Genomic DNA, 17361 nt, shown 5'->3' with positions numbered 1-17361 from the left:
CCCCCGTTCGCGGGTATCGCCCGGCGCTGGACGCGGGTGCGCCCGAGCATCGGGGACATGAAACGTGTGCTCGCTGCTCTCCTCGTCCTGGCCGCCGCCGTCGTCGCCGCAGTGGTGTCGATCATGCCGGCATCCGCGGCCTCTCCGGGAACGGGATTCGGTGAATGGGCGAGTTCCACCCGCTACGGCTGGCACGGCTCGATGGCGATCAACGGCATCCACACCTACTGCATCTTTCCGGGACGGCCCCTTCCCACCGGCGACAGCGTCGACAACGGTCTGAGTCCGAATGCCGCGGGCCTCGACCCGCAGCGGCTCACCGCGATCAACATGCTCGTCTCCACCTACGGGCAGACCGATGATCCGGTGCAGGCGGCGGCGGTCGCCTGGGCGGTGAAGGCGATCGCGAACTGGAACGAATCCCTGCACCACTTCGGCTACCCCGGCGACAGCCTGCAGGGCGCCATCGACTGGGTGTTCCGCCATGTCGCGCCCGACCACAACGGCGCCGTGCAGAATCTCGCCGCCGCGTACTACGCCGAGGCGATGGCGCTCCCGGCCGGACAGACGACGGCCACCGGCTCGCTGCAGTTCGCGACGGATGCGGCCTCTCCCCTGCGCGGCACGGTGACGGCCGTCGCGGACGCCGCCGGCGCGCGCGGACGGATCACCCTGCAGAACGCGGTCTTCGCCGATACCGGTGCGTCTACGCGAGACGACGCGCAGATCGGTGTGGCGTACGACATCCTCGCGTCCGCTCCTGCCGGAGGCACCCGCTTCCGCGTCTCGGGCGAGGGGCACTTCGTCGGCGGTTTCCTGCCCGTCGTTCGACACTTCACGACGGCAGGCGGACAGGACACGGCGGGGCCCGGCGGCCGCCTCGAGTTCCCGCTCGAGGGCGCCGACGAGCAGGAGCGCGACACCACGTTCGATCCGTTCGTGACGACGCAGGTGGTGTCGAGGTACATCCCCGGCGGCGCCTACGTCGACGACGTGACGTTCGCCAGCGCCCGCGGCGCCTGGGGCCGCACGGTCGACGGCGGCTACCTTCCGGTGAGGGCGACCGCGACCCTGTATCGGACCGAGACGGAGCCGCAGCTCACAGACACTCCCTCCGCCGACGCGGCCGAGGTCGCCGCGCTCGAGGTGACCACCGACCCCGCCATCGGGCCGACGGCGCCGTACCGGGTCGAGTCGAGCGAGCCCCTGCCCGGCCCCGGTTTCTACACCGCCGTCTGGCGCATCGAACGATCGCGGCAGAGCCCGGAGACCGCCGCGGCATTCACCGCCGACTACGTGTGGCAGGAACGCTTCGGCGTGCAGAGCCAGATCACGATGGTTCCGCAGCTTTCATCACGAGCCGACGCCCTCGTGGCGGTCGGCGACCGGATGTCCGACGAGGTGATCGTGGCGGCGACTCTCCCCGCGTCGGGGGTTCTCGTGACCGCATCCGTGTTCCGCGTTCCCGACGGTGTCGCTGCGGCGGACGCCTGCACAGCGGAGAACCTCATCTGGCAGGGTCCGGAGGAACCGGTGCGCGTGACGGAGCCCCGCTCGGCGCGCATCGCCGGGCCCGTCGTCCCCGACTTCGGCACGTATGTGTGGCGTGAACGCGCGACCGACGTCGAGGGCCGGCTCATCCACGAGGGCGCATGCGGCGTCGAGAGCGAGACGACCCGCGCACCCGTGCCCTCGGTGTCGACGCGGGCCGTCCCTTCCGTGGGGCTCGGCGGCGCCGCCATCGACACGGCGGTCGTCGAGGGCCTCGTTCCGACATCGGGCACCACCTGGCTGAGCTTCGAGGTGTTCCAGGCACCCGACGGCGTCGCTCCGGCGGAGGCCTGCACGGCAGAGACGCGGGTCGCCGAGACGTCCGCTTCCCCCGTCGCCGTCACGGCTGCGGGCGAGTACGGCTCCCCTGCGGTGCGGCTGCACGGCGCGGGCGTGCACTACTGGATCGAATCGCTCTGGCACACGCCCGAGGGCGGCGAGGCCCGCCTGCTCGCTCGCGGAAGCTGCGGGCTGGCCGAGGAGACGACAGTGGTCGAGCAGCCCTCGGTGGCCACCCGCGCGACCGAGCACGCGGGCGTCGGCGATCCCTTCGTCGACCGCGCCACGGTCACGGGGCTGGGCGAGGGCGTCGATGCGCAGCTGGTCTTCTCGGTCTTCCACAACGAGGCAGGCACCGAGCCGCGCTGCGATGCCGAGACGCTCGAGCACCGGACCGCTCCGGTCGCGGTCTCCGCATCCGGCGAGTACGTCTCTCCGGACGTGATCTCGGATGAGATGGGGACGAAGCACTGGATCGCAGAACTCGCCTATCGGCCCGCGCCGGGCGCGGACCTCGTCGTGCTGCACACCGGCACGTGCGGCGAGGAGGGTGAGACGACCTTCGTCGACACGCTGGCGATCAGCGGCGGACCCTCGATGCGCACGGTCGCGGGACTCGGAGTCGGCGCGCTCGCGCTCGGGTTCGCGGCGGCATCCGTGGTCGCGCTGCGACGGCACCGGGAGCAGCGCCTCTGACGCGCCTGCGATTCGGGGAATCCGTCGGGCTGGGGTAGACTCGAACGGTTGCCACGGGGTGTGGCGCAGCTTGGTAGCGCGCTTCGTTCGGGACGAAGAGGCCGCAGGTTCAAATCCTGTCACCCCGACCATTTGATGGATGTTCAAACCTTTGGACGAAGAAATCGTCTCAAGGCTCGAAGCAAGAAAGCCCTCCGCGGAATCGCGGGGGGCTTTCTTGCTTGGTTCCGAATTGCGTCGGGCGTGGTTTCGAGCATTGAGCTGATGAACCGCCTCGTTAACGACAGTTCGCTGCGCCGCGATGGAGACTCCCTGATCAGGATCGGCAAATATGGTCAGGCCGGTGAAGAGCCCTGAGAGGATGTCGCGCTTCACGTGGTCGGGCGCTCCCCCGTAGAGCGCACCAGGCGTCTCAAGAAGGCAAATCTGCGACTGAGCATGTTGCGCCCCGACTTCAAGCGCTGCGACCGTGTGGGTGATCTTCTCCGCAATCGCTCCTTTCTTGATGGCGACCTCCGCCAGCTTCTGCTTGAGCTTGGGCGTCGCGACACTACCGTCAGCAGCGAGCTCTGAATCGGCCTGACTTTCGTTCCGTTCTTCAAGCAAGGATGGAAGACGATGAACAGGAAGTATTCGCCGGAGATGCGTGAGCGGGCGCTCAGGATGTTGGCGGAGACGCGGCCGTCGCACCCGACCATGATGAGCGCCGCGCGGCATATGGCGGGGCTGTTGGGGATGAGTCCGGAGACGTTGCGACCGTGGCAGCGTCAGGCGGAGGTCGACGCGGGTGCCAAGGCCGGGCTGACAACGGATGCGGCGGCGGAGATCAAGCGGCTGCAGAAGGAGGTCTCGGAGTTGCGCAAGGCGAATGAGATCCTCAAGGCTGCGAGCGTGTTTTTCGCGAAGGAGCTCGACCGCCCCTGACCGTGATGATCCGGTTCATCAACGAACATCGGGATCGTTTCGGGGTCGAGCTCATCTGCCGGGTTCTCCGCCCGGCAGTTCAGGGGTTCCTCACCTCCCGCGGCTACCGCGCCGCCGTCGGCCGCGCGCCGTCTGCGCGGCAGCTTCGCGACGACTTGCTCGTCCCGGAGGTCGCCAGGCTGTACTCGCGGCGCATCGTCGGGTGGAACGTCGCCTCCACGCTGCGGTCGGAGATCTTGCCGATGCAGGCACTCGACATGGCCGCCTGGACCGCAGGCGGTGATCTCACCGGGCTGATCCACCACGCGGATCATGGGTCGAACTACACCGCGATGGTCTACACCGAGCGGATCGTCGAGCTCGGCGCCGTCCCGTCCACGGGAACTGTTGGCGACTCGTTCGATAACGCGATGACCGAGGCGGTCAACAACCTCTACACGATCGAACCGATCCGCCAGCGAGGCCCCTGGCGGACCGTCGAGCAGGTCGAACTCGCGACCCTCGAGTGGGTGTGGTGGTGGAACAACTCCCGCCTCCACGGCGAGCTCGACATGCGTACCCCGATCGAGGTTGAACAGGCGTATTACGCTGACCTCGAATCAGCCCAAACCGGCACCTGCCGGACAAGGCTCCCGATAGGAACGAAAATCAGGCCGATTCATACTTCCTGTTCATCGTCTTCCATCCTTGCTTGAAGAACGGAACGAAAGTCAGGCCGATTCAACCAACGAGCGGTCGGTGGCTGGATCGAGGCGGTCGATCTCCCCGCGTTCGGCAGCACGCTGTTCGTGAACGAAGAAGGACTGCTCCGCGGTTTGCCGTTCAACCGGCGCGCCACCTTCCTCTGGTGGTTCCATGTCCCGAGCGCACGTAACGAGGCTCGGCTCGTTGGCGATGCGCTGCTCGTCGGGTTGCCCGAGGGGGACGGGGAAGCTACCGACCTGCCCGACGCGGCTCTGCGGGCACTGCTGTCCGATGAGCTATGGCATCTTGAACTCCGCCACGGTCCAACCGAGACGTGGAGCCGCGATCCAAGCGGCGGGCAGAGCTACATCGAAGCGGTCGTGTGGAGTGTGCTCGTAAGCGACATCTCGGACGCCGAAGTACGGCTCGTGCGGCGCCAGTAATCACCAGGGCGGTGATCGCCGAGCTCCAGCGTCAACGCTGTTGAGCTCGACGGTCGCCGCCCTTTTTCAAGCCAGGCGTGTCTCCGAGGTGCCAGTCCCTCGCAAGCTGATCACTGCTCTCAGATAGGTGCCTACGAAGGCGCGCTACGCGAGCCATCGCCCCCCGCGCTCTTCTTTCGCCGTACGTGGAACGACGATATGAAAAGCCCGAGGCCGGCAAGACCCACCACCGCGGATACAGCCATCCACGCGATCTGGGCGAACAACGCTTCGATAGCTGCAAACCCGGCGATGCTCGTAATCATTGGGCTGACTGCCACGTTGAGGAATACGTAGGCAGCCAGGTAGACAGCATTCCCGAAACCTCCCACCATGAGGATCAGCCCACAGACCACCAGGATGGTACGAAGTGCGGCAGTTGACATGAGGGCTGACTTCCTTTGGGCTGTCTACCAGTAAAGCGCACCGGACCACGACTGGCTCGTTCCGCTCGCGCAAGTTGAGACCAGCCTCGCATTCAGAGCGTAGAAGCCCGCGGGCAGCTCGGGGGACGGCACCGTGTCCGATGTCCGGAACGTTTGCATGCCATATGGCGAGGTCCATGACAAGGATTGCGTTGACTGCTGCCCGAGGACTTGTTGCACTCCGTCCGGCGATCGGTGGAGGCCGATCCGAAGCTCCCCTCCGCAACTACTGAACGACGACACGTCCATCGAAGCCGGCCCGCCATCGTGGAGACGGAAGGTTGCGTAGTAAGTGGTAGGAGCTCCCCCCGCAATCCCCGCGGAGAGCGGCACCCGTTGGCTGCGAAGCGCGTTGTTCGCGACCAATGCATAGCGCGAGGTCCCGTAGGGAGTCGGATGGATGCTCTGTGACGAGACGCCGACGGGGATGCTCGGGCTGTCCGGGGTCGGGATGTAGAACCACGGCCGGTCGCCAGGCGTCAAGTCCCACAAGATGGGGGTGATGCCCGGGAGGTCTGTGCAGAGGTTGTGCCCTTCGAATCTGTATTGCGGATCCTCATAGGTCACATACGTTCCCGCCTGAGACGCCGCCTTGCTCAGCTCCTTGTTGAGCGCGCGTGCGACATCGTTCAGCCACGGCCGATCCTGGTCGAGTATGCCCGCGCACGTGCCCCCACTTCTCCCCCAATTGTGTCGACCTGTTAGCACGGCATGTCTAACAGCGAACTCATATAGAGCGCACGTCAGCCGTTTGGGTTACAGACCGAACCACGGCGCGATGTGTCAGCGCTGCGGCGGCAATTTGAAGGGTGGCGCAGGGTTGTCGTGCACCACTCCGTTCTGATCTCCGACCGTGAAGATTGTGTGCGCGTCGAGATTGAGCACGTCCCCGACGAAGAGGTCTTGCCCACTACGTCTGACGGAGTTGATCCAGGTCAGCCAGATCGGGCCCACGCAGAACCGCGCACTCACACCCTCCCAGCTGTCACCGGAAGCAACTTCATATGAGACTGGCGACCCCGACGTCATCGAAGGTTGCTGTCCCTTCAGCGAATGGCATCGGCCCGCGATCGATGGGCACCAGCAGCGACATGCCGCCCAACTGCTCCTCAACATCGTCTGCCACCGGGAGTTGACGGACCTGAGTACACGGAGAGTCAAGCTCCACAGGACCGGCGTCCGCAGATGTCGGCGACGGCATCGGTGACGCACTACTCCCGGAGGGGCTCGGAGCGGGAGTTGGAAGCTCAAGACCGGCGGCACAGCTCGTAACCACGATCGCGCACACCAAGAGCGCGGGCACCGCTGACAGTCTCGAACGCATGGGACGGATACTAACTCGCTGACGACATCGACGCAGCGCATCGCGGCGGCCAGCGAGCATCAGCAGGATCGAGTCGATTTCAAGACGCTGCCTCGCCCGGCGCACGGGCGATCTGAGCTATCAATAACTCGCACGCCATGAACCCGGCGGCGAAGAGCACTACAGGAGTATGCGGACGCCGTCTCCAGAAGGGGGAACGTTCGACCCCGTGTACGTCGCGCACGGTATCTAGATCTGCAAGCGGACTGCTCCTCTCGCCGCTCGTCGGCCACGTGTACTGAACACCACGAACGCGCCTATGACGAGCGCTGCGAAGACAGAGAATCCGATCACCGGAATCAACCCTGCGCTGGTTGCCAGGACGGATCCGCCAGCACCCGACGAGCGCGCGTAGGCGGCGGCGATGTCTGGCTGAGCGTCCGCCATGGGACGAGGCGTAGCCGCGATCGTCAGCGCGGGCTCGTTGAGCCCGAGGATGGTGTCGTACTCGACGGCGTAGAACGCGCCGCCTGTCATTCGCAGTTCGACCAGGCCAGCATCGGGGTGCGTCACGATGCCTGTGGTGAAGGACTCACGAGTGTCGAGCGGATAGAGCTGCCATGCATCATTGGCCGGGCGCGCGGCGACCGTGCCGAGCACCTCGTTGTTCGGGCTATACGCCGCGGCAATCCAGTAGTCCGTATCACCGACCGGGTTGTCGCTCTTGCCGTCGATGTACCCCTGACTCATGAGGTGAACCGGACGCGGGGCACTGAAGTGAATCCCCTGTGCGCAGAGATCGTCTTCCAGCCATACGCTCGCAGATGCGGAGCAGGAGAACGCGCTCTCCACCTCCACGGGTGGGACGGTGTCGTCGGCAGATGCACTCAGTGCCGGCGTCACGACGGCCAATGTGATCGCGATGCTTGCGGTCACTGTTCCAACGATGCGTTGAGTCAGTCGGCGTCCCATTGGCCCCCAATCCTCGGGCTCATTCTCGCTCGGTGCACCTTCGCCGCTCAAGAGAGGTCTCGATCGGCGTGACTCCAGCGACTCAAGCCGTGTTATCTCTCCGACGTGGCGCACACTGCAGCGCGGCCTTCTGGACAACCGACCGCAGATCACCCCGCCAGGGTAGTGGGCGGACATGCCTCGGTGAGCTGGCCCCCGGGTCAAATGGGACGGAAATCTAGCGACCCGTCGCGGGACGCAGCCTGACACTCGCCGCCTTCAGCGCGAGCCGGATCGTGTCCTGCTTCAGCGTCAGTTGGGCCGCAACTTGCGACAGCGAGAGGCCCGACTCGTAGAGCTCGCGGGCCCGGTCCACCTGTTCTGAGGTCAGAGGCTGCCGACGCATCACGACGTTGGCATCACGAAGGATGCCAAGGATAGTCGACTTCGCGACGCCGAACTCGGCAGCCAAGGACGTCGACGTCTCCCCCGCTTCATACCGCACCACCACCGCGGCACGCGCAGAAGATGACAGCCGGCTCCATCGCCGCGGAGCATGGGCGGCCTCTCGACCACCAGAAAGTCCTGATCCAGAAACCTTCTCATCCCAGTCAACAGGGGTTGATGAGTTTCGGGAACAGAGGTGGACTAGGTCGACCGCACAGCAGAAGAGGTCGACCTTCGGGTTGGCCTCTTCTTGCGTTTCCGGCATCCGCGGACTCAAGAAGAGGTCGACCTTCGGGTTGGCCTCTTCTTGCGTTTCCGGCATCCGCGGAATCAACCGACCTCACCCCGCGAGACTGCATCTCTCGCACGAGATCACGGGTAATACCCGTGATCTCGTGGCGGAAATGCAGTCTCGCGGGGAGGCGGAGACAAGGGGCGCCGAGCGGGCGCGGGGAGGGACGAGCGCGCACGGCGGATCCGGCGGCCCCGATAGGATGGTAGGAGCCGCGCCGCCGCGCTCAGATCCTTCCGCCGCGCCGCCGGCAGAACCCGAAACCCGCTGGAGAGCCGTCATGACTCAGCCGCCGAAGCTCGTTGCGTTCGATCTGGACGACACGCTCGCCCCGTCCAAGAGCGCGGTCGATCCGCGGATCGCCGACCTGCTGCTCGCACTCGCCTCCCGGGTCGAGGTCGCGATCATCTCCGGCGGCCAGCTCGCCCAGTTCCGCGCCCAGGTCGTCGAGCAACTGCCCGAGACCACCGCCGACATCCTCGACCACATGCACCTGCTGCCCACCTGCGGCACCCAGTACTACCGCCTCACTCCCGCCGGCATCACCACCGTCTACGCCCACAGCCTCACCGACGACGAGAAGACCCGCGCCCTCGCCGCCGTCGAAGAAGAAGCCAAACGCCTGGGACTGTGGGCCGAGCAGACCTGGGGCCCGATCCTCGAAGACCGCGGCTCGCAGATCACCTTCTCCGCCCTCGGCCAGTCCGCCCCCCTGGACGCGAAGACCGCGTGGGACCCCACCGGCGAGAAGAAGAACACACTCCGCGAAGCCGTCGCCGCCCGCATCCCCGACCTCGAAGTCCGCTCCGGCGGATCCACCAGCGTCGACATCACCCACCGCGGCATCGACAAGGCCTACGGCATGCAACGCCTCGCCGAACACACCGGCATCAGCCTCGACGACATGCTCTTCATCGGCGACCGCCTCGACCCCGACGGCAACGACTACCCCGTCCTCGCCCTCGGCGTCACCTGCCACGCCGTCCACGGCTGGCAAGACACCGCCGACTACCTCGACACCCTCATCCCCACCCTCCCCACCCGCTGAGCCTTCCCTGCGCCGCCGTGCGCGCGCTACGGTGACGTCATGGGCGCTCTGGGGATGGTCGTTGTGCTCGCCGGTGCGGTGTGCGCGCTGTGCTGGGTCCTGTCGCTGATCACGAAGGACACCTCGTGGGTCGACCGGATCTGGTCGATCGTGCCGGTCGCCTACGTGTGGATCTTCGCGGGCGTGGCGATCGCGGGCGGTCTCGACGCGGCACGGCTCATTCTGATGGCCGCGCTCGTCACGCTCTGGGGCGCGCGCCTCACCTTCAACTTCGCCCGCAAGGGCGGCTACAGCGGTATGGAGGACTATCGCTGGGCGATCCTACGAGCCAGGATGCGGCCGTGGCAGTTCCAGGTCTTCAACCTGCTGTTCATCGTGCTGTACCAGAACGCGTTGCTCGTGCTGATCACCCTGCCCGCGGCGGCCGCCCTGCTGAACGCGACACCGCTGAACGGCTGGGATGCGGTCTGGGCGCTGCTGTTCCTCGCCTTCCTCGCCGGCGAGTGGCTCGCAGACCAGCAGCAGTGGAACTTCCATCGAGCCAAGGCCGCAGCCGGCGGCGAGCTGGCACCCGGCTTCGTGACCACGGGACTGTTCCGCTACAGCCGCCACCCCAACTTCTTCTTCGAGCAGGCCCAGTGGTGGGTGCTGTACCTGATGGGCGCCAACGCGGCCCTGAGCGCCGGCGCCGGCATCCTGGGCGGAGCGATCAACGTGACGATCGCGGGCCCGATCCTGCTGACTCTGCTGTTCATCGGCTCGACCGTGTTCACGGAATCGATCTCGGCCGGAAAGTACCCCGCCTACGCGGAGTACCGACGCACGACCTCGATGCTGGTGCCGTGGCCGCCGCGCAGCCGCCAGACGGCGGGAGCGCTCAGCTGAGGCGTCCGCCGGATGCGGTCAGGTAGCACTGCGCGCACATCGACTCGTACGTCACCTTCTCGTGGCTGAGCTCGTCGATGGCGACCTGGTCCCCCTCGAAGACGAAGCGGCCGCCGACCAGCCGGGCATTGAAGAGAGCTTTGCGACCGCAGCGACAGATCGTCTTGAGTTCCTCCAGGCTGTGTGCGAGTTCCATGAGGCGGCGTGAGCCCGGGAACGCATGCGTCTGGAAGTCGGTGCGGATGCCGTAGGCGAGGGACGGCACGCCGTCCAGCACCACGATGCGCAGCAGATCGTCGACCTGAGTGCGCGTGAGGAACTGCGCCTCATCGATGAGCAGGCACGCCACATCCGTGCCCTCCGCGGCGAGAACCCGTGCGCGGTGGGTCGCGAAGAGCTGGCGCAGGTCGTCATCGGGGCGGATGAGGAAGTCCACACCGCGGGACATCCCCAGGCGGCTCGAGATGCGATCGGCGCCTTTCGTGTCGATCTCGGGCTTGGCCAGCAGAACGTGCTGTCCGCGTTCCTCGTAGTTGTACGCGGCCTGCAGCAGCGCCGTCGACTTACCGGAGTTCATCGCCCCGTAGCGGAAGTAGAGCTTGGCCACATAGCGATTCTAGGCGGCGCGGGACGCCCCCCTCGGGTCGGCGCGAAGATCAGACCGTGAGGTGCAGATCCTCGGCCGTCGCGGCGAGGGAGGCCTCGGCCGCAGCCGGATCCTGGTTCAACGTCGTGCCGTAGCTGGGGATGAGCTCTCGCAACTGCGGCTCCCACTCGTCGATGCGGTCGGGGAAGCAGGACTTCAGCAGGCCCAGCATGATCGACACGGCCGTCGAGGCGCCCGGGGAGGCGCCCAGCAGGCCGGCGATCGATCCGTCCGCCGCGGCGACGACCTCGGTGCCGAACTGCAGCTTGCCGCCCTTCATCACCTGCGCACGCTGACCTGCGTTCAGAAGCTCCCAGTCCGCGCCGTCGGCCGACGGCATGAACTCCCGGAGGCTGTCGACCTTCTTCTTGTGCGTCTTCAGCAGCTCGCTGACCAGGTACTTGACCAGGTTGAGGTTGGTGGCGCCGGCTGTCAGCATGCTGCCGAGGTTCGAGAGGCGTACCTGGGTGACGATGTCCCAGGGCGAGCCGTTCTTGAGGAACTTCGGGCTGAAGGTCGCGAACGGACCGAACAGCAGCGAGGTCTCACCGTCGACGACACGGGTGTCCAGGTGCGGCACCGACATGGGCGGTGCTCCGACGGATGCCTGCGAGTAGACCTTCGCCTTGTGCTGCGCGACGAGGGCGGGGTTGCTGGTCTTCAGCCACTGTCCGCCGATGGGGAAGACGCCGTAGCCCTTCGCCTCGGGGATGCGCGAGCGCTGCAGCAGCTTGATCGCCCAACCGCCCGCGCCGATGAACACGAAGCGCGCGTTGATGCGCCCCGGAGTCCGGCCCACCGTGTGACGGTAACCGACCTGCCACGAGCCGTCCTTCTGCCGCTTGAGGGAACGCACCTCGCGGCCCGTGAGGACCTCGGCGCCGCCCCGCTGCATCGAATCCAGCAGCTGACGCGTGAGCGAACCGAAGTCGACGTCGGTGCCGCTGGGCACCCGCGTCGCGGCGAACGGCTCGCCCTTGCGACGCTGCTGCATCAGCAGAGGTGCCCACTGATTGATGACGCGGGAGTCCTCGCTGTACTCGATTCCCTCGAACAGCGGCTGCTGCTTCAACGACTCGTACCGGCGCTTGAGGTAGGCCACATCCTTCTCACCCCGCACGAACGTCATGTGCGGCGTGCGGTTGATGAAGGTCTCCGGCGCGGCGAGAACACCGCGCTCGACGAGCGTCGACCAGAACTGCCGACTCTGCTGGAACTGCTCGTTGATCGCCACGGCCTTGGCGGGATCGACCGAGCCGTCGGGGGCGGCGGGCATGTAGTTCAGCTCGCACAGGGCGGCATGTCCGGTTCCGGCGTTGTTCCACGCGTTGGAGCTCTCCTGGGCGACCTCGCCCAGGCGCTCGAACACCGCGATCTTCCAGTCCGGCTGGAGCTGCTGCAAAAAAGTCCCGAGTGTGGCGCTCATGATGCCGCCACCGATCAGGAGGACGTCGACGTTTCCTGTCACCCGACAAGTCTAGAGCGGCGCGCGCGGCCCCTCCGCCAGTGGGAGGGGCCGCGCGCGGGAACTTTCGCGGTTCTTGCCGCAGGGGCGACTCAGGCGGTGACGCCCAGGCGGGCGGCGACGATCTCGGCGATCTGCACCGCGTTGAGCGCGGCACCCTTGCGGAGGTTGTCGTTGCTGATGAACAGCACGAGACCCTTGCCCTCGGGCGCCGACTGGTCGCGCCGGATACGACCGACGTAGCTGGGGTCGCTGCCTGCGGCCTGCAGCGGCGTGGGGACCTCCTCCAGCGCGACGCCGGGGGCTGCGGCGAGCAGCTCGCGGGCACGCTCGGGGGTGATGTCACGAGCGAACTCGACGTTGATCGACAACGAGTGCCCCGTGAAGACGGGGACGCGCACGCAGGTGCCCGCGACCCGCAGCTCGGGCAGCTCTAGGATCTTGCGGCTCTCGTTGCGGAGCTTCTTCTCCTCGTCGGTCTCGTTGTCACCGTCGTCGACCAGGTTGCCGGCGAAAGGGATCACGTCGAACGCGATGGGCGCGATGTACTTCTCCGGCTGCGGGAAGTCGACCGCCGACCCGTCGTGCACGAGACGCAGGGTGTCGCCCTGGGCGAGGACGCCCTCGACCTGTCCGAGCAGCTCCTGGGCGCCGGCCAGCCCCGACCCGGACACGGCCTGATACGTGCTGACGATGAGCCGCTCGAGGCCTGCCTCGGCGTCGAGGACCTTCAGCACGGGCATGGCGGCCATCGTGGTGCAGTTCGGGTTGGCGATGATGCCCTTGGGGCGCTCGTCGATCGCGTGCGGGTTGACCTCGCTGACCACGAGCGGGACCTCGGGGTCGTTGCGCCAGGCGCTCGAGTTGTCGATGACGACGGCGCCAGCCGCGGCGAACCGCGGCGCGTGCGCACGGCTGCCGGTGGCGCCCGCGGAGAAGAGGGCGATGTCGATGCCGGCGGGGTCGGCCGTGGCGACGTCCTCGACGATGACCGTCTGACCACCGAACTCGACGGCGGTGCCGGCCGAGCGCGCCGTAGAGAACAGGCGCAGCTCGCCGATCGGGAAGGAGCGTTCCGCGAGAATCTCCCGCATGACGGTGCCGACCTGACCGGTGGCGCCGACGACGGCGACGGAGAGTCCGGATTCGGAGATGCGGGTCATGTCTGTTCCTCGGGAGGTCGCGGGGCGCGCCGCATCGAACGGAGACGGGCGCAGGGTTGCCCGATTCTACCGTGCGGCAGGGGCTAAGAATCCCTGGGGAAAGCGCTGCGTGACGGCGCACCGTGGCAGACAATGGCGAGGGACGGAAGGGGATGCCGTGGAGGATCCGGTCATCGACGCTCTCGCACGTGCGGTCGCTGCGGCGCCCGCGGACGCGGAGCTGCGGCTGCACCTGGCGACGGTGCTGCTGGATCGGGGGCACACCGAGCGCGCGCTGGCCGAGGCGAGCACGGTTCTCGCCGCCGATCCGGGCAACGCACGCGCGCGCGAGATGCTCGCCCGCATCCTTCAGACCCCTGCAGCTCCCGAGGCGACCGCGCCGGTGTCCGCCGCATCCGACTCGCAGGCCCGGATCCCGACGACGAGCGGCACCGGATTCGACTGGTCGGCGGCGGAGGCCGAGCTCGACCACATCGCCCAGCCGATGTTCGTCGGCGACGGCGCACCCGCATTCGACGAGCACGACGTGCAGCGGCCGACGGTGACGCTGTCCGACGTCGGGGGGATGCGGGAGGTCAAGGAGCGCCTCGAGTCCGCCTTCCTGGCCCCGCTGCGCAACCCCGAACTGCGCGCCCTGTACGGCAAGAGCCTGCGCGGCGGGCTTCTGATGTACGGCCCACCGGGCTGCGGAAAGACGTTCCTGGCCCGCGCCGTGGCCGGCGAGCTCGGCGCCGCGTTCGTGAGCGTCGGGCTCAGCGACATCCTCGGTCAGTTCATGGGCGACAGCGAGCGCAACGTGCGGGAGCTGTTCCGGCTCGCCCGCAGGCAGGCGCCCACCGTGCTCTTCATCGACGAAATCGATGCGATCGGACAGCGCCGATCTCTCGCCCGCCAGAGCGGGATGCGCGGGGTCGTCGTCTCGCTCCTGGAAGAGCTGGACGGTCTCGGAAACGACAACGAAGGCGTGTTCGTGCTCGCCGCGACCAACCAGCCGTGGGATGTGGACCCGGCGCTTCGCCGCCCGGGCAGGCTCGACCGCACGCTGCTCGTCCTGCCGCCGGACGCCGAGGCGCGCCAGGCGATCCTGCGACACCACCTCGCGGGGCGCCCTGTCGAGGGCGTCGACCTCGCCTCCCTCGCCGCCGGCACCGAGGGCTTCAGCGGCGCCGATCTGGCCTACGTCTGCGAGCTGGCGAGCGAGAACGCGCTGCTGGAGAGCAGTAGGAGCGGTGTGCCGCGCCTGATCGGGATGTCAGACCTCCGGCAGAGCGTCGCACAGATCACGCCGTCCACGGGGCCCTGGCTCGAGTCGGCACGCAACGTGGTCCGTTTCGGGGAGGATGACGGAACGTTCGCCCAGCTGCGCGAGTATCTGCGTCAGAGCGGGCGGCGATGAGCGAGGCGTCCGACACGGCGCTGGCGCGCGCGCAGACGCTCCTCGACCTCGGCCGTCACGATCAGGCGCTCCGCGAGGCGGGGCGCGAGCTCGCCCAGCAGCCGGAGTCGGCGCCGGCCCTGCGGATCAGCGCCGAGTGCCTGCGGCTGCTCCAGCGGGTCGACGAGGCGGACGACCTCGCCCGTCAGGCCGTGGCCCTCTACCCGGACGAGTCATGGGCCTGGCGTCTGGCGGCGCTCACAGCGCTGGACCTGCACCGCTGGGATGACGCCACCGAGGGCGCGGACGCCGTGCGGCGACTGTCCGGCGAGACTCCCTGGGCGCTCTCGGTGTACGCCGAGGTCATGCTCGGATGTGGTCGGGCGAACGACGCGATCGAGGCGCTCGAGGCGGCGCTGCGCCAGCAACCCGATGACCCCGACCTCCACGCGCAGCTGGCCGCCGCCCTCGTGCGCGCGGGGCGACGCCGAGAGGCCGAGACGCACGTGCGCGCGGCATTGGCGATCGATCCGACGCATCCGTGGGGCCGGCGCCTCTGGCCCGCGATCAACCGCGGATCGGATGACGCGGATGCAGCGATCCAGCTCGCCCGGATGCTGGGCGAGTCGCCGCAGGACACCGACACGGAAGCGGCGTTCGAGATGGCGAGCACGCGCCTGCTCCTGCCGCCGCTGGCGATCATCGCGGTCGCGAGCGCCCTGATCCTCGTGCTCTGCGCGCTCGGAGCGGGCCTGTTCGGCTGGCGTATCGAGACCACCACTCCCGCCGTCGCCGGCGTCGTGGCGCAGATCTGCGTGTGGGTGACGTCGCTGGGACTTCTCGCGCTGTGGACGAGCCGCCTGCGCCGACGGCTGGGCTCGCTGTTCGAGCCGATCGTGCGCTCGCGACTGACCGAGGGGCCGATCGTGCTCTTCTCCTCGATCTACCTCGCAGGAGCCCTCGTGCTGAGCGGCATCGGGATCCTGATGGGCGCGCTCGCGGGTGATCCGACCGGCACGATCATCGTGGTGGGAGGCGCCTTGAGCGCGTACACGGCAGCGGTCCTCGTGGCGGCCCTCGCGCTCGTGGCGAGAGTGACCTACCGCCGGGGCCGCGCGCTCGCGCCGCTGCTCTATCTCGCACTGGCACCGGGCGCTGTAGTCGGCGTCGTGCTGCTCGCACTGTTCCTGGCGGGGGCGGTGCTCTACATCATCGCGTGGGGGCTGTCGGGACAGCGGCTGCCGGAGCCGTTCTGGAACCGGCTGCCGGACCGACGGCGGCAGGCGCCGTCGTCGCAGCGGGCGTAAGCCCGATCAGCGCCCGCTGCCGGCGTAGACGACCGCGTCGCCCTCGCCGTCGAGGCCGTAGGCCGTGTGCACGACCCGCGCAGCCTCCGCGATGTCGTCGGCACGCAGCACGACCGAGATGCGGATCTCCGAGGTGGAGATCATCTCGATGTTGATGCCCGCCGTGCTCAGCGCTTCGAACAGGGTCGCGCTGACTCCCGAGTTCGTGCGCATACCCGCACCCACGACAGACAGTTTGCCGATCTGGTCGTCGTGCACGAGCGCCTCGAAGCCGACATCCAGCTGGTCGGCCGCCAGAGCCTTCAGCGCGGCGGCGGCATCCGATTTGGGCAGAGTGAAGGAGATGTCGGTGCGGGCGGTCGCTGCAGCCGACACGTTCTGCACGATCATGTCGACGTTGGCACCGGACTTGGCGACGATCTTGAAGATCTCCGCGGCCTTGCCGGGCACGTCCGGAACACCGATGACGGTGATCTTGGCCTGGCTGAGGTCGGTGGCGACGCCGGCGACGATCGGCTCTTCCATGGCTTCTCCCTCGGGGATGTAGGCGGAACGCTGCTGCGCGTCGAGCACGTAGGTGCCCTCGCTCGAACTGAAGGTCGACCGCGCATGGATGACGACGCCGTGACGGCGCGCGTACTCGACCGCGCGGATGTACAGCACCTTCGCGCCGTTGGCGGCGAGTTCCAGCATCTCCTCCGTCGAGACGACGGGGAGCTTCCTCGCGCGCGGGACGACACGGGGGTCTGCGGTGAAGATGCCGTCGACGTCGCTGTAGATCTCGCAGACGTCGGCGCCCAGGGCTGCGGCCAGCGCGACGGCTGTGGTGTCGGAGCCGCCGCGGCCGAGGGTCGTGATGTCGCGGGTGTCGCGGTTGAAGCCCTGGAATCCGGCGACGATGACGATCGCCCCCTCGTCCAGCGCTTCGCGCAGGCGCACCGGGGTCACATCGACGATGCGGGCCGCGCCGTGCTTGGCATCGGTGATCATGCCGGCCTGGCTGCCGGTGAACGAGCGCGCCTCGAAGCCCATGGAGTGGATCGCCATGGCCAGCAGCGCCATCGAGATGCGCTCGCCCGAGGAGAGCAGCATGTCGAGCTCGCGGGGGGCGGGGATCGGTGCCACCTCGTTCGCCAGGTCGAGGAGCTCGTCGGTCGTGTCGCCCATCGCGCTGACGGCCACGACGACGTCGTGGCCGGCGCGACGGGTGTCGACGATGCGCTTCGCGACGCGCTTGATGCTCTCGGCGTCGGCGACCGACGACCCGCCGTACTTCTGGACGATCAACGCCACTGTGCTGCTCCCGGGGATGCGCCGTGTCCGGCGCGACGACGATGGAACGCTCGGATGCGGCGTCCAACGCTCCATCTTAGGCAGCCCGGCATTCCATCCCCGCCATGTGACGGCGGGCTCAGAGCTCGCCGGTTACGCTCGAGAG

At 67.7% G+C, this 17361-nt stretch carries 12 protein-coding genes, 1 tRNA gene and 2 pseudogenes; 8 read left to right on the top strand and 7 right to left on the bottom strand.

Going from position 1 to position 17361, the window contains the following annotated elements; all coding sequences use genetic code 11:
• Positions 1 to 57: 57 nt before the first annotated feature.
• The 4 genes and pseudogenes from QE374_RS13355 to QE374_RS13340 form a co-directional block, all read left to right on the top strand.
• Positions 58 to 2526, top strand: a complete 2469-nt coding sequence (locus QE374_RS13355; RefSeq protein ID WP_309735614.1) for a hypothetical protein — start codon at positions 58 to 60, stop codon at positions 2524 to 2526.
• Positions 2527 to 2580: 54 nt separating this feature from the next.
• A tRNA-Pro gene (locus QE374_RS13350) sits at positions 2581 to 2657 on the top strand.
• Positions 2658 to 3144: 487 nt separating this feature from the next.
• Positions 3145 to 4037: pseudogene (locus QE374_RS13345) on the top strand (transposase); the annotation flags it as partial.
• A 150-nt stretch (positions 4038 to 4187) separates the two neighbouring features.
• Positions 4188 to 4577: pseudogene (locus tag QE374_RS13340) on the top strand (DUF3846 domain-containing protein); the annotation flags it as partial.
• Positions 4578 to 4708: 131 nt separating this feature from the next.
• On the opposite strand, the gene QE374_RS13335 reads toward QE374_RS13340, so the two are convergent.
• The 3 genes from QE374_RS13335 to QE374_RS13325 form a co-directional block, all read right to left on the bottom strand.
• A complete protein-coding gene (locus QE374_RS13335) occupies positions 4709 to 5002 on the bottom strand; it encodes a hypothetical protein (protein WP_309735613.1) in 294 nt (97 codons plus the stop codon).
• 1591 nt (positions 5003 to 6593) lie between these two features.
• Complete coding sequence (locus QE374_RS13330) at positions 6594 to 7280, bottom strand: hypothetical protein (RefSeq protein ID WP_309735611.1); 687 nt, start codon at positions 7278 to 7280, stop codon at positions 6594 to 6596.
• A gap of 253 nt (positions 7281 to 7533) precedes the next feature.
• Positions 7534 to 8064 (bottom strand): hypothetical protein, encoded by a 531-nt coding sequence (locus QE374_RS13325; RefSeq protein ID WP_309735610.1) that lies wholly within the window; start codon positions 8062 to 8064, stop codon positions 7534 to 7536.
• Positions 8065 to 8314: 250 nt separating this feature from the next.
• Here QE374_RS13325 and QE374_RS13320 point away from each other — a divergent pair, with 250 nt between their 5' ends.
• Together QE374_RS13320 and QE374_RS13315 are read left to right on the top strand one after the other, a co-directional pair.
• A complete protein-coding gene (locus QE374_RS13320) occupies positions 8315 to 9082 on the top strand; it encodes an HAD-IIB family hydrolase (RefSeq protein ID WP_309735609.1) in 768 nt (255 codons plus the stop codon).
• A gap of 39 nt (positions 9083 to 9121) precedes the next feature.
• A complete protein-coding gene (locus QE374_RS13315) occupies positions 9122 to 9967 on the top strand; it encodes a DUF1295 domain-containing protein (protein WP_309735608.1) in 846 nt (281 codons plus the stop codon).
• Here QE374_RS13315 and QE374_RS13310 read toward each other — a convergent pair.
• The 3 genes from QE374_RS13310 to QE374_RS13300 all read right to left on the bottom strand — a co-directional run bounded on the left by QE374_RS13310 (position 9960) and on the right by QE374_RS13300 (position 13241).
• A complete protein-coding gene (locus tag QE374_RS13310; RefSeq protein WP_309735607.1) occupies positions 9960 to 10574 on the bottom strand; it encodes a thymidine kinase in 615 nt (204 codons plus the stop codon). The genes QE374_RS13315 and QE374_RS13310 overlap by 8 nt on opposite strands.
• Before the next feature lie 49 nt (positions 10575 to 10623).
• Positions 10624 to 12081: a malate dehydrogenase (quinone) gene (gene mqo / locus QE374_RS13305; RefSeq protein ID WP_309735606.1), complete on the bottom strand. Its 1458-nt coding sequence runs from the start codon at positions 12079 to 12081 to the stop codon at positions 10624 to 10626.
• Positions 12082 to 12170: 89 nt separating this feature from the next.
• Entirely contained in the window at positions 12171 to 13241 is a 1071-nt protein-coding gene (locus QE374_RS13300) for an aspartate-semialdehyde dehydrogenase (protein ID WP_309735603.1), read from the bottom strand.
• A gap of 157 nt (positions 13242 to 13398) precedes the next feature.
• On the opposite strand from QE374_RS13300, the gene QE374_RS13295 reads away from it, so the two are divergent.
• Both QE374_RS13295 and QE374_RS13290 read left to right on the top strand, forming a co-directional pair.
• Positions 13399 to 14637, top strand: a complete 1239-nt coding sequence (locus QE374_RS13295) for an ATP-binding protein (protein ID WP_309735601.1) — start codon at positions 13399 to 13401, stop codon at positions 14635 to 14637.
• Positions 14634 to 15923, top strand: a complete 1290-nt coding sequence (locus QE374_RS13290; RefSeq protein ID WP_309735599.1) for a tetratricopeptide repeat protein — start codon at positions 14634 to 14636, stop codon at positions 15921 to 15923. Before QE374_RS13295 ends, QE374_RS13290 begins: the two co-directional genes overlap by 4 nt.
• 6 nt (positions 15924 to 15929) lie before the next feature.
• On the opposite strand, the gene QE374_RS13285 is transcribed toward QE374_RS13290, so the two are convergent.
• A complete protein-coding gene (locus QE374_RS13285) occupies positions 15930 to 17216 on the bottom strand; it encodes an aspartate kinase (RefSeq protein WP_309735598.1) in 1287 nt (428 codons plus the stop codon).
• Between the last annotated feature and the right edge of the window lie 145 nt (positions 17217 to 17361).

Source organism: Microbacterium sp. SORGH_AS_0428, from assembly GCF_031453615.1.
GTDB lineage: Bacteria > Actinomycetota > Actinomycetes > Actinomycetales > Microbacteriaceae > Microbacterium.
The sequence above is the reverse complement of the archived record's forward strand: the minus strand, read 5'-3'. Positions and strand labels throughout refer to the sequence as shown.

What these genes read in the sequence shown, in the direction of transcription:
- QE374_RS13320 (WP_309735609.1), top strand. Translation starts at nt 8,315, where the DNA reads ATGACTCAGCCGCCGAAGCTCGTTGCGTTCGATCTGGACGACACGCTC.
- QE374_RS13335 (WP_309735613.1), bottom strand. Translation starts at nt 5,002, where the DNA reads ATGTCAACTGCCGCACTTCGTACCATCCTGGTGGTCTGTGGGCTGATC.
- QE374_RS13300 (WP_309735603.1), bottom strand. Translation starts at nt 13,241, where the DNA reads ATGACCCGCATCTCCGAATCCGGACTCTCCGTCGCCGTCGTCGGCGCC.
- QE374_RS13315 (WP_309735608.1), top strand. Translation starts at nt 9,122, where the DNA reads ATGGGCGCTCTGGGGATGGTCGTTGTGCTCGCCGGTGCGGTGTGCGCG.
- QE374_RS13355 (WP_309735614.1), top strand. Translation starts at nt 58, where the DNA reads ATGAAACGTGTGCTCGCTGCTCTCCTCGTCCTGGCCGCCGCCGTCGTC.
- QE374_RS13325 (WP_309735610.1), bottom strand. Translation starts at nt 8,064, where the DNA reads ATGCCGGAAACGCAAGAAGAGGCCAACCCGAAGGTCGACCTCTTCTTG.
- QE374_RS13290 (WP_309735599.1), top strand. Translation starts at nt 14,634, where the DNA reads ATGAGCGAGGCGTCCGACACGGCGCTGGCGCGCGCGCAGACGCTCCTC.